The organism is Clostridium sp. CM039 (assembly GCF_055081075.1).
In genome coordinates this window covers 759,535-772,636 of the sequence record NZ_CM143649.1, presented here as the reverse complement: position 1 = coordinate 772,636, position 13,102 = coordinate 759,535, and the positions used below count along the sequence as shown (strand labels likewise).

Here is a 13,102-nt window from a genome sequence, read left to right as displayed (position 1 = left end):
ACCAATCCATAATATGAAAATATCTTCTTAATGTGATATCTATCTGACCGGTCTTTTTTTTAAAATTCTATCTACAATTCCTATGTTTTTTTCATATTTTAGATCTTGTTTCAGACCTTCTTTTTCACTAGTTAGTTGCTCTAATTTATTGTTCAATTCATTTACTACAATATCTTTGAACATCTTCTGTTTTTTCAACCCTTCGTATTCATTAGTAAGTTGCTCTGATTTATTCTTTAACTCATTTATTACTCTGTCCGTAGATGTTTTTTCTATTTTCATTACTTCTAATTTTTTTATAGAAGTTTGTTGTATTTCAGCTATTATATTTAATTTCTCTTCAGCTTTTTTCTTTGCATTTGAAATCTTAAAGAAATTATTATCTGATTCCGCTAGAATTCTTAGTTTTTGCTGATATTTTATTTGTAAATCTATTAGTTTTTTTTCTAAATCTTTGTTAATTTTTTTTAGAGCTAAAATCTCTTCTTGAATATCTAGTTTGTTTTTTTTCACATTAGAATCTAATTTAGTTTTAGGAGCTACACTATTTAGTTTTGGAAAGTCATCTCTAGAGTCATTATCTTTGTAATGAGGTAATAATAAATTTATTTCAGGAGGATTAGTTCCTATCATATATTTACACTGTATATTACTATGCTTTTTACTTAAAGATAAAAATTTATACAGTGAAATTTCATTGTTTAATTGGGTGTAATCTTTATTGGGTTCACTCCATTGATTTTTATATGAAGAAGTTAGAATGTTTTTGCCTTCACTCCATATCGACCAAAGGACTCCACTAATTTCAACTAGCGATAAATTAGTTGGCTTATCACAACCTTCATGAATTTTATAGCTTTTCATTTTTCCATCAGGTTCAATTAATACATGTTCTATAAAATACAATGATCCCTCTTTAGACAGATTTATTATATTTATTTTATTTACATATAATAATGTGCAAAAATTAATACTATTGCCGATAATACCATATAATCTTCTTGGAATACTCCAGTTATTGTTTTTGTATTCTGTGAAATTAATTACTATTTCATTTTTTTCATGCTTAATAAATACTAGGGATAAATCACCATTTTCTAAATTTTGTACCTGGTAATGGCAGAAAACCTCTTTTAGAAATGGTATGGTATCTATTGTATTAAATAAACTTTCATTTTTATTTAAGCACAAATGCATTAAAGAACATTGGATTCTCTTTATGCTATTTTTACCAATGAAAAATATATGCATTTGTTCACCAATTGTAATAACATTTAATTCAGTCATCTCATAGCCTTCATTTTCAAAACTATAAATGGTTTTTCCAAACCATTTATTCTGTTCCCATTCGCAATACTTAAGATCGCTATTTCCAACACTATATATAATGTAAATTTTGTTATCTATATCAAAATTAACGGTAAAATCAATAACTTCATTGTCAATTTTGTTTTCCTTAGTCCATTTATTCTCATCATACATAATACTGTACATTAAATTCCTATCATCATTTACATAGAAGCTCCATATATGATCTTCACTATCATAAAATAAACATGGACTACATATCCTCATATTACTCATCTCCTTATAGAAATTATATTTTATTCCAAAGTAATATATGACCTAAAAATTAATATTAAAGGCCATATATAAAGTATTTACATAATATAGTAATAGATAATTTAAAATTAACACTTAGGAACTATTTGTATTACTAAACAAGTATACCAATCACACCTCCTGGATACCTGCATACTATAATATCGAGAACACGCATTAGAAGTGTATCCCTTGACATAAAAGGAGGATGATTTATGGCTATTACTCGTGATGAATTTATTGCAAGACCCGGTATTGTTAACAAACAAGGACACCTTCCTGATCCATCAGAGCTGGTTTGCGTTGAAATTCCAAAAGTTTTTGACCAGTGCCTGATTAAAAGATGTTTAGTTTATGATTGCAGACCGGATACGCTAGATACAGATGCTGAATTAAGAAGTGGCATTCTTGATAATCCAAAAACATTTACAGGATGTAGGGATTTTGATCTAAAGCTTATTTCAGTAGAGAAGATTCCACTAAAGAAAAATCCTAATTATAAGAAAGTAAAAATTTGCTTTGTAATTTCATTTTATGCGGATTTTATAAATTGTAACGGTGAGAGAAAATGCGAGTTTTACAAAATTAATCGTACAGAAGTTATATCAAAATTATATTGTCCAGATTCAATAGCGCAAATGTCTACTAACTTTGTGTCTGGTTCATCTCAGGATCTTGATTCTGAAATTGTAAAACTTGAATTGGTTGCAGAATGTTTAGATGGAGCTTTTTGTAAAGATGATGATTGTCACAGTTTTTTAGATATCACTTTAGGATTCCATCTTATTGTAAAATGTGAACTAATTGTTCAATTATTAATTCCTGCATATGGTTATTGTCCTGTACCTTGTCAATGCGAAGAGGAATGTGAAGAAGATTCTTGTGAAAAATTTGATCACGCACCAGTTCCAAAATTCTTCCCAGATCAAAAACTTAGACCTTTATTTGATGATGACTGTGAAGATGATGAAAGTGAAGCTGATAAATAAGTGAATTCTAATAAAAAAACACAAAGCAACTAAAGTTTTTTAAGTGTTGAAATCAAACCTCAGTACAAATGGTAGACGTACTGAGGCTTGATATTGTTTACAGGGTTAGTTCTAAATCTCCATATATAAATTTTAATCAATAAAAATATCATTCACAACTTATAACCACCTGCATACTATAATATAGAGAACACGAATTAAAAGTGTATCACTTAACATAATAAAGGAGGATAATTTATGGCTATTACTCGTGAAGAGTTTATTGCAAGACCTGGTATTATTAACAAACAAGGGCACCTTCCTGATCCATCAGAACTAGTTTGCGTTGAAATCCCAAAAGTTTTTGACCAGTGCCTAATTAAAAGATGTTTAGTTTATTCTTGCGGACAAGATACGGTGGATACAGATGAAGAATTAAGAAGCGACTCCCTTTGTAACCCGAAAATATTTACAGGATGTAGGGATTTTCAACTTAAACTTATTTCGGTAGAGAAAATCCCACTAAAGAAAAATCCTAGTTACAAGAAAGTATTAATTTGCTTTAGAATTTCATTTTATGCAGATTATATAAATTGTAATGGAGAGACTAAATGCGAGTTTTTTGAAATTAATCGTACAGAGGTTATATCGAAACTATATTGCCCAGATTCAATAGCCCAAATATCTGCTAGCTTTATGCCTGGTAAATCAGAGGATCTTGATTCTGAAATTATAAAACTTGAATTGGTAGCAGAATGTTTAGATGGAGTTTTTTGTAAAGATGATGACTGTCATAGTTTTTTAGATATAACTTTAGGATTCCATCTTATTGTAAAATGTGAACTAATTGTTCAATTACTAATTCCTGCATATGGTTATTGTCCTGTACCTTGTCAATGCGAAGAAGAATGTGAAGAAGATGCTTGTGAAAAATTTGATCGCGCACCAGTTCCAAAATTCTTCCCAGATCAAAAGCTTAGACCTTTATTTGATGATGAATGTGAAGATGATGAGTAAGTAAATTCTAGAAAAATTACGAATAATTAGAACATTTATAGGCCTATCTCATATATTGTAATATGAGAATTCTAAGATATCCGACCTCGTAAACAGTACATTTAGAATTCTTTTACTAGATATAACGACTTAAAATTTAGGAGGAATTAATATATGAATTCAATGTCATGTCATTGTAAATCTGAAAAAGAGGATTGCTTTAAAAGAGAAAGAGAAAATGAGGAATGTTGTAAAAGAGACAGAGATAGAGAAAAAGAGGAATGTTGTAAAAGAGACAGAGATAGAGATAGGGATAGAGAAAATGAAGCTGAAATTTTATTAAAGTGTAAGCCTGGAACCGCAGCATCAGTGGCAGCAGCAACTGATGATGAAGTTACTAAAAGACTTGCTACTCTTAGTATAAATACTGAAAGATTTTGTAATCCATGCTTTAAGTTTGAATTTTCAACCAATATATTTTCTACACTACCAAAAGCAGATGATGAAGGTAATGATAAAAAAATGGCAAGTGTAACTGTTAGATTCCAACTATTTAAGCTTTGTAAACGTGATAGAGTTGCAACCGAAGTTGGACCTGAATGGATATTTGATTTATCAAATCCTTCAGACGATTTCCAATTAATGAAGCATGATATTGTTACTTTTATCGTTTGTGATTGTGATTGTGATTGTGATTGTGATTCCGAATGCTGCACCTATTTTGTACAGTCAACTACTACGGGCACACCCGGTGATGATCGTAAGCCCGCAAGCATCACTTTTAACAATCCAACACTTTCAGTTTTAGTAGCAGAAAACAAACGTCATTGCTGCTAGTACTATAACAGATAAAAAAGGCTCTATAAAAAGGGCCTTTTTTCATGTATATCCTTTAAAGCTTTAATAAGTTTTTCAATATCTTCTAAATCATTAAAATATCCTGGACTTATTCTAACTGTGCCTTTACGATTTGTGCCAAGTATTTCATGTATTAGTGGTGCACAGTGAAACCCGGTTCTCACAGCTATTCCTTTTTTATTTAAGAAATATCCCACTTCAGAAACATCAATATCGTCTATAGCCAAAGAAACTACAGCTCCTCTGTTATTATAATCGCATCCTCCATAAATTTTAACATAAGATAATTTACACAATTCTTTTACTAAATATTCTACGAGCATTATCTCATGTTTTCTTATATTTTCTATTCCGACTTTTCTAATAAACCTTATACCTGCGCATAGGCCTGCTATTGCTGGCGTATTTAAGGTTCCACTTTCAAATCTATCAGGTAAAAAGTCAGGTTGCTTCATAGAAAAGGACTCACTTCCAGTGCCACCTTGAATAAACGAATCCAGCTCAATCCCTTCTCTTATATATAAGCCTCCTGTTCCCTGGGGACCATATAATCCTTTATGACCCGGAAAAGCTAATAAGTCAATATTATCTCGTACTACATCTATTGGGATAACACCAGCACTTTGAGATGCATCAACTACGAATATTATTCCTGATTGTTTCGCGATTTCCCCTATAGCTCTTATATCTTGAACGGTTCCTAATACATTGGAAGTATGGTTTATTATTATTGCTTTTGTGTTTCTACGTATTTTTCTTTTTAAATTATTCATATTCAAATATCCATTTTCATTTACACCAAGAAGGGTAAATGCTATCCCTTTTTCACTTAGATAATTTAATGGTCTAAGAACTGAGTTATGTTCAATTATTGAGCTAATAACATGATCTCCTGACTTTAATATTCCTTTTATACCTATATTCAGAGCCTGGGTAGCATTACATGTAAAAATAATATTTAATAAATCAGGGATGTTGAAGAATTCACTTATCTCTTGCCTGGTATCCATAATTTTAGATGAAGCCTCAACTGCCATATCATGCGAACCCCTACCAGGATTTGCAGCGTAATTCTCCATGCATCTTAACACTTCGGAATAAACTGCCACAGGCTTTGGAAAACTTGTGGCAGCATTATCAAGATATATCATAAAATCCTCCTATTTTGAATATAGCGTTTTATTCTTTATATAGTATAAATATTTTGATATACTTAATAGTATGCTTAATAAAGTGTTAATTTTTTTACTTATCTAATTTTTAACGACAATTCTCCATTTGTAAATTTCAAATTGGATTTTAAACTAATGTATTAAAATAATAACACAAAAAATGAGCCTCTAAAAATAAGAGCTCATTTATTTTAACCATTACTAATTTAATTTTAGTATTATCGTATAAATATATTATCGAAACAAGATCCCATTAATAATATAATCCTATTTATCAAATAAACCGCCAGTTTTTTTAGTGCTCCTTGCTGCTTTTTTTGATTTTCCGATTACTTTATCAGCTCTTGAAAGACCACTTTGCTCAGAACTTTTCTTTTTCTTTTCCTCGATAAGTTTTTTCATCATTTCAATATTATTACTTGACATAAATTTTTCCTCCTTTGGCATCAAATCAAAGAATGTTAGATCCTATAGAATTTATGTTTCAATTCATAATCTCTACATTTTTATTTTCTACACTCAAACTCAACTTGTTGTTTTCCCTACTAATCAGTTTATCTCAATTCTTGTAAAAATTCAATATAATATTGAAAGATAACAGTACTTTTTTATTAAAATGCCATTTAGTCTGTAAAATATTTTTAGATTTTCATATACATAGCAATTAATAAGTAATTCTGTTTAACTTAATAAGTACATTTTTATATCCTGGTTTTATAATTTCATTATCATACAAATTTTCATAGGTTGCTTTATCGATATCAAAGGCTAATGCTTTTGAGAAATTGTTTCCGTAAATCTTTTTAATAAACGTCTCAAAATCTCCTTTTATTAATGTATAATGTATTTCATCACAATGATACCCTTTTATATCATTATTCAATTTTTCTATAATTCCATATAATTGATAAATATAGCTCATTTCTTTTAAACTGAAAATTTTATCTAAAGCTACAATAGCTTCAGCATATTTAAAGTTCATAGGTATAGGATAAATACTAATTTTATTCTTACCATCAATTTCTTTCAACATTCTTAAACTTTGAAATAAAGTGGTACATATATCTAATTGAATAATAGCAGCATATTCACTGAGCCTTAAAGATTTACTTTGCTTCTGATGCTCTCTATTAGCTTTTTCAATTTTGCTTTCCCTCTCAATTGCAATATTAGTAGAATTTTTATTTATGAACCAACTAAAAACGCCGCCTAAAATAGCGCCAATTATAATGGATACAGAGGATATAATTGGATTTATAAGATTAGCAGGTATGAATAGTAACGATTTTAGCATTCCTATTTCTCCTTTTTAAAAAAGTATTTTCTACAATATAGTTTCCTTACAAATTAAATTTATTCGTCTACCCTTCTATACTTTTAGTTTATATTCTAATCATTGAAGAATTAACAGGTTGAAATATATTTTGACAAGTAAGAGGTAATTAGGGTATTATTTGTATGTAAAGCTTACAAAAATACGATTTTTACTAGATTAAAAATATACTTTAAAGTAATTTTAATGAAGGAGACTACAAACTCATGAATACACAAAGTGATAACAGAGGACAAATAAGAAATAATATACCAATAGGTATTACAGTAGACGTTGTATTAAAAAAAGACCAAAGAACAACTAAACTAACCAGAGGTGTAGTAAAAAGGTTGTTAACCAACTCTGCAGTACACCCAAGAGGTATAAAAGTTATGCTAGAAGATGGCCAGGTAGGAAGAGTCCAAGCCATTATATCAAAATAAAAACTAATAGTTTGAAGTCAATTTACTATTGTAAATTGACTTTTAACTTTTATTATAGATCATACCCTTGCATTTCTAACCGAAATGATATATAATAATAAAGTTACCTAGTAAAAATAGAATATCTGCAAATACATGCAAAGTCGGATCATTAAAACACTTAGCAAAAGAGAAGACCTGAATTTTAAAATTCCAATTCTTAAATTCTTACCCTTTTCACTCTGAAATTTCTTAATGAATCCCTTATTAAAATTATGTTGAATAACGTACTGATAACGCTTATAACATATCCTAATTTGTTTTAGCGGTATTTCAAATCACTCTAAGGAAGCAAAGCAATTAATATTTGTTTCATGTGCTCTCATAGAATAGCAAGGAGGTGTTTATATGAGAAAAGACGAACTAGTTGAAATTACAGAAGATGTAATTAATGAATGTTTAGAATGTTTAGACTAACAACAAAAAAGCAAATCTGTCACTATTGACGTTCTAGTGTAGGTTTCTTTTTTTTATTAAAATACAATTTATAAGTTTTTACTTTAAAGTTATATTATGGAGTATTACCAAGTTCTTAATCTCTAATGAATATTTTAAAATAAATAATGCTATAAATAGAGGAAATTTCTTTTAAGTAGAGAATATGTGTTAGTAGAGAGAATGTAATTAAAAAGGAGTGTTTATAATGTTAACGATTTCTTTTATTAGCGGTGATACGGAACTATTTGATTTAAAACAATCTGAATGTGATCTGTTTAAAAGTTGGTTTTATAATTTTGAAAACTCCAGGCCTCATGAAGTTAATTCTATGGGTAAAAAATATTTGTTTAATAAGAAAGCAATAGCTTATATTGAGATAGAGCCTTAGGTTTTGGTGATATATCAAAGTAATGAATAATTCTTCATATGAATTGGAATAAAATACAAAGACCTGCATTTCTATAAGGATGCAGGTTTTTTGTATATATTAATTATAAACTTACGTATTTTCAGGTTATCCAACAAGACAACCTTTAGGTTTTCTTTTTAATGATTATTTACATAATATATAGGTAGAAAGAGAAGGTACACTTACCTCATTAATACAAGTTTTAATGCCTCTACTTACCCCTGTTTTATCAACTTCATATTCGTTTGCTATAATAGACCATTCTTTACTATCTGGTAAAATTATTTTTATTTCTTCTTTGTTAGCATTATGAATTATAATTAATTTACTATAACCATCTTTGAATGGGGAAGTTAATTCATAAGCTACACAGTTGCGAGGCGAATCAAGGAATATCAAGGATTCTCTTACTTCACAAGCATTGTCTAAGGTCATAACTTTTTGGCTTTTTCTTAAAGAGATTAGCCCTTTAATATATTCATAGGTTTCTGGGAACTCAGCTTTTCTACTCCATAGTATTTCGTTCACAGCATCACTAGAGTTATAGCTATTATGATTTCCTTGTTTGGTCCTTAGTATTTCTGTTCCACCTTGAATAAAAGGCACTCCTTGAGATGTAAGGACTATAGATAAAGCCAATCTATTCATTTTTTCTCTTTCCAAAGGAGTATTATTAGAATTGCTTTTTTCAAATTTATCATATAAGCATAAATTATCGTGAGCACTTACATAGTTTATTGTTTCTCCAGGATCTTGCGAGAAATCATATATTTCATTGTTATATTGAATGCCACCAACAATCCCCTTTTTAATTTCTACCTCAAGGCCTACCCTACCACTTACAAACCCTGATTGGATACCATCATTATCTCCCTTAATTGCATTTCTTAGAGCATCATTATATACAGACACTTGCATACCCTTTTGGCTACCTTTTCTAAGCTGCATAGAAGATGGTAATGATGATGTTCCCCCTGTCCATGGTTCACCATAAATAATAATATTCGGATTAATAATTTTTGCTTGTAGCGTTACTTCTTTCATTGTATCAATGTCATGAAGCGCCATTAAATCAAATCTAAAACCATCTATCTTGTATTCTCGTGCCCAGAATTTAACACTATCAACTATAAATTTTCTCATCATTGGTTTCTCTGACGCTGTTTCATTTCCACAGCCTGAACCATTAGTATAGTTGCCTTCGCCATCTGTTCTATAATAATAGCCAGGCACCAAGATATCCATTGGTGAGTTACCGGTTGTAAAAGTGTGGTTATATACAACATCCATAATTACGCTGATGCCATTTTCATGCAAAGTTTGAACCATGATCTTAAACTCGCGAATTCGCACAGTACCATCATAGGGATTCGTAGCGTAAGAACCCTCTGGAACATTATATAAATAAGGGTCATATCCCCAATTATATCCACCCTTAGTTTCATCCACACTTTTGAAATCAAAAACAGGCATCAAATGAACATGAGTTATTCCTAAATCTTTAAGGTGGTCTAGTCCTGTAACAACACCCTTTGAAGTTTTGGTGTTTTTTTCACAAAGCGCTAAGTATTTCCCTTTGTTTTCCATTCCGGAATCTTGTGATACTGAAAAATCTCTAACATGAATTTCGTATATTACTGCCTCGGTTCTATTAATTGGTAAAGGTTTTTTATGATTATCCCAATTAGGGGGATTTAAAGAAGTAAAATCAATAATCATACCCTTTTCACCATTAGCACTTGATCCTTTAGTATATATATCTGGTGTTTCCTTTTCCTCGGAACCATCTGATACTAAATAATTATAGTATTTATTTTTAAAATCACCCTTAAGTTTAAATTCCCAAACTCCTTTTTCTTCCTTGTTCATTTCATATTTTTGTCCTAAGTCATCATCGGGAGTTTCATACACTATTACTACAAGTTTCTGAGCAGTAGGTGCCCAAACCTTAAATGTGGTGTATTCAATAGTATAAACTGCGCCTAAATCATTCCCATAGTATGTGAATTCTGGGTTTTCTAATACTTTTATCATCATCAATCTCTCTCCTTAAAAATCCATTAAATCATCACCTGCAGAGCAGTACATCTTTTTTAAGATGTACTAACGGCGTCAGGAGGATATTTATACTCCAACTGAAGTTCTTTTTTTCTAGGGCAATAAACACCCACATATAAAAATGACGGACTTTATTGTAAAATGCTGTTAGACATTTTATGAAATAGGACATGCGTTTGCATAGGTATAAAACAGAGTAAGTGATTCTTTATTCATAATATGTAGTACGCATGAAAAATAATCCTAAAAAGTTATAGTTATTTAGTTGATTCCCTTTCAACTAATTTTGTCTCAATAATATAATTGTATATTGACTCTTTTTCGTTTTCTAATTTGTTTATTAACAGCTTAACTGCAAAATAGCCTAATTCTTCAGAATTAATATCCACTGAAGATAGCGAGGGCTTTCTATAAGCTGCGAGTGGCGTGTTGTTAAATCCAACAATTGAAATATGACGCTCTGACATTTCACTTATAGCTTTGGATGCACCAAAGGCAATTAAATCATCAGTAGTGACAACAGCTGTAGGGGTAGAGGTATTTAAAATTTTTTTCATAGCATTGTAACCACTAATTTCTGTAAACTCTCCTAATTGTACCATATTTCCGTCTATTTCCACTCCGATATTTTTAAGAGCCATCTTGTAACCTTCTAATCTATTTATAGTTACATTAAGCATAGGAGAACCTCCTATAAATGCAATTTTTCTCTCACCCTTTTGTATAAGCGTATTAACAACATTGTACATAGCGTTAAAGTTATCATTATCAACCCATAAGACCCCTTCGGTACTCTCGGGTTTACCTATTACTACGAAAGGATAATCTGCTTCTTTTAAATAAGCAACACATTTGTCATCCTTCCTTACTGTTGGTAAAATAATCCCATCAACTCTTCTACTATTCATTAAACTTGATATGTATTCAACCTCTTGATCTTCATTGCTGCTGTAAGCATACATGATATAATATCCTTTTTTTTGAGCATAGTGACTTATTCCTCTCATAACTTGAATGAAAAAAGGATTAACAAATAAATCTTCATCAGTATTAGGTAAAATAAGCCCTATAGTCTTTGTTGTTTGGCTGACCAGACTTCTAGCTATCGCATTAGGATGATAATTTATTTCCTTCATTGCTTTATAAACCCTATCTTTTGTGGCGTCACTAATTTTCGGATTATCCGCAATTACTCTTGAAACTGTGGATGGCGATACATTGGCTAGCTTAGCCACTTCTTTTATAGTTACAGACATTAAAACTTCACTTCCTAATTTCTAAAAATATTCTATGCTCATTATATTATTAAACATAATATTAATCAAGGCTAGCTTAGTTTATTTTTATTAATGAAATACCTATATTATTCATCTTTATTCAGGAAATATTTACAGGACTTAATCATATAATATAGTAATATCTCTTATAAAGAAGATGCTAATATGAATGAGGACAAAAATTATTATATTCAATTAAATAGTAGGGTTGAAAAAATGATTAGAAAATCAGAATTTTTAGGTTCGGGTCATAATGGAATAGTTTATTTACTTCCAGGCAAAAAAGTAATTAAAATTTTTAAAGATAAGAAAGTTTGTGAGGGTGAATATAATATTCTCATAAAAACTAGAAGAAGTAAATACTTCCCTAAAGTTTATGAACATGGTGCCTACTACATTGTACGAGATTATGCATGCGGAGAGCGGTTAGATAAGTATATCAAGAAGCATGGTATAAACAAAAAAATATCACTCAACATAATCAAACTTATTGCAGAATTTAAGAAGCTTAAATTTAAAAGACTAGATATTAGGTGTAAAGATTTATACTTAACGGATGATTTTTCGATTAATGTAATCGATCCTAAAAACAATTATTCTAAAAATGTAATTTACCCCAGACATCTAATGAAAGGCCTAAACAACTTAGGTGTAGTTGATGAATTTTTATCAACAGTTAGTGATGAAAATCCTGAAATCTATAAGTTGTGGAATCTTAAATTCAAACAGTATTTAGAAGAAACCATTAAATAAGTGAACATCAAAATAGTATAAGAGGCTGTAATCCACTAAAGGAGCAGCCTCTTATATTAGTGTATTATTATAATACATTTAATTCTCTTAACTCATCTAGAAATTCTTGAAAGTTTATTGCCCTTGAAGAATCTAATATAATTTTTGCGCTTCGAATTAGTTTTTTATCATCCGTCACAAGGATGTAGTCTTCATTCTGCTTGCAAATATCAATTAAACTATAGTCATTTATAGAAATTTTATCTCCATTAACTAAATATATATTTTTATTCTGCTCATATTTAATAAAATCACGACCTACACACTCTTCAATAAAAGTATGACCATTATTAGTAATTATATGTCCTAATAATTTTAAAAATTTATTAGAGAGTATAAAGTCTTCATTGAATTTTACATACTCTTTCACTGATAATTCTCCAGCTATATCTTCAGATATTTTAAAATTAATACATTTCATATTTTCAATAGTATCAAGCAAGGTAGGATATTTATTCCACATTTTTATAATTATATTGGTATCCAACAAATACTCTTTACAAATCATTGTACTATCTCCTTTTCTAAGTAAGTCTATATTGAATTTTTAATAAAAAGATATCTGAATCATTAGTTTTATTTATATTATATTCATTAATAATTAAATGGTTAACGACATTTCAGAAGGAAGGTCCTAGCTTCTATTAAATTGTTGCTTCTTAACCTTGATAAATATAAATAATGGCATTATAATTTAAATAGTAATATATAATTTTGAAAATGCTTAAACAAAAGCCT

The 13,102-nt window shown here is 29.6% G+C and carries 13 protein-coding genes; 6 read left to right on the top strand and 7 right to left on the bottom strand.

What is annotated here, in order from left to right:
• Window positions 1-39: 39 nt before the first annotated feature.
• A complete protein-coding gene (locus tag ACWJJ2_RS03640; protein ID WP_462953834.1) occupies window positions 40-1,575 on the bottom strand; it encodes a hypothetical protein in 1,536 nt (511 codons plus the stop codon).
• Window positions 1,576-1,817: 242 nt separating this feature from the next.
• Between ACWJJ2_RS03640 and ACWJJ2_RS03635 the strand changes: the two genes are divergently transcribed.
• From ACWJJ2_RS03635 to ACWJJ2_RS03625, 3 genes are all read left to right on the top strand, one after another.
• Entirely contained in the window at window positions 1,818-2,591 is a 774-nt protein-coding gene (locus tag ACWJJ2_RS03635; RefSeq protein WP_462953833.1) for a hypothetical protein, read from the top strand.
• Window positions 2,592-2,828: 237 nt separating this feature from the next.
• The gene (locus ACWJJ2_RS03630) at window positions 2,829-3,587 is read left to right on the top strand and encodes a hypothetical protein (RefSeq protein WP_216303466.1); all 759 of its coding nucleotides are present in this window, start codon (window positions 2,829-2,831) and stop codon (window positions 3,585-3,587) included.
• Between the two features lie 153 nt (window positions 3,588-3,740).
• Window positions 3,741-4,403, top strand: coding sequence for a DUF4489 domain-containing protein (locus tag ACWJJ2_RS03625; protein ID WP_462953832.1), 663 nt, complete (start codon window positions 3,741-3,743; stop codon window positions 4,401-4,403).
• 23 nt (window positions 4,404-4,426) lie between these two features.
• Here the strand turns inward: ACWJJ2_RS03625 and ACWJJ2_RS03620 are convergent, their stop codons facing one another.
• The 3 genes from ACWJJ2_RS03620 to ACWJJ2_RS03610 form a co-directional block, all read right to left on the bottom strand.
• Window positions 4,427-5,575, bottom strand: a complete 1,149-nt coding sequence (locus ACWJJ2_RS03620) for an aminotransferase class V-fold PLP-dependent enzyme (RefSeq protein ID WP_216303464.1) — start codon at window positions 5,573-5,575, stop codon at window positions 4,427-4,429.
• A 288-nt stretch (window positions 5,576-5,863) separates the two neighbouring features.
• Complete coding sequence (locus tag ACWJJ2_RS03615) at window positions 5,864-6,022, bottom strand: hypothetical protein (RefSeq protein WP_165412809.1); 159 nt, start codon at window positions 6,020-6,022, stop codon at window positions 5,864-5,866.
• 238 nt (window positions 6,023-6,260) lie between these two features.
• The gene (locus ACWJJ2_RS03610; RefSeq protein ID WP_462953831.1) at window positions 6,261-6,890 is read right to left on the bottom strand and encodes a hypothetical protein; all 630 of its coding nucleotides are present in this window, start codon (window positions 6,888-6,890) and stop codon (window positions 6,261-6,263) included.
• 245 nt (window positions 6,891-7,135) lie between these two features.
• Here ACWJJ2_RS03610 and ACWJJ2_RS03605 point away from each other — a divergent pair, with 245 nt between their 5' ends.
• Together ACWJJ2_RS03605 and ACWJJ2_RS03600 are read left to right on the top strand one after the other, a co-directional pair.
• Window positions 7,136-7,351, top strand: coding sequence for a YwbE family protein (locus tag ACWJJ2_RS03605; RefSeq protein WP_165412807.1), 216 nt, complete (start codon window positions 7,136-7,138; stop codon window positions 7,349-7,351).
• A 682-nt stretch (window positions 7,352-8,033) separates the two neighbouring features.
• Window positions 8,034-8,216, top strand: coding sequence for a hypothetical protein (locus ACWJJ2_RS03600; RefSeq protein ID WP_165412806.1), 183 nt, complete (start codon window positions 8,034-8,036; stop codon window positions 8,214-8,216).
• A 165-nt stretch (window positions 8,217-8,381) separates the two neighbouring features.
• Here ACWJJ2_RS03600 and pulA read toward each other — a convergent pair whose 3' ends face one another.
• The gene (gene pulA, locus ACWJJ2_RS03595) at window positions 8,382-10,274 is read right to left on the bottom strand and encodes a type I pullulanase (RefSeq protein ID WP_462953830.1); all 1,893 of its coding nucleotides are present in this window, start codon (window positions 10,272-10,274) and stop codon (window positions 8,382-8,384) included.
• Between the two features lie 278 nt (window positions 10,275-10,552).
• Window positions 10,553-11,551: a LacI family DNA-binding transcriptional regulator gene (locus tag ACWJJ2_RS03590; RefSeq protein ID WP_165412804.1), complete on the bottom strand. Its 999-nt coding sequence runs from the start codon at window positions 11,549-11,551 to the stop codon at window positions 10,553-10,555.
• Between the two features lie 186 nt (window positions 11,552-11,737).
• On the opposite strand from ACWJJ2_RS03590, the gene ACWJJ2_RS03585 reads away from it, so the two are divergent.
• On the top strand, window positions 11,738-12,325 hold the full coding sequence (locus tag ACWJJ2_RS03585) for a protein kinase (protein ID WP_216303460.1): 588 nt from the start codon (window positions 11,738-11,740) through the stop codon (window positions 12,323-12,325).
• Window positions 12,326-12,392: 67 nt separating this feature from the next.
• On the opposite strand, the gene ACWJJ2_RS03580 is transcribed toward ACWJJ2_RS03585, so the two are convergent.
• Window positions 12,393-12,872 (bottom strand): PIN domain-containing protein, encoded by a 480-nt coding sequence (locus ACWJJ2_RS03580; protein WP_216303459.1) that lies wholly within the window; start codon window positions 12,870-12,872, stop codon window positions 12,393-12,395.
• Window positions 12,873-13,102: the final 230 nt, after the last annotated feature.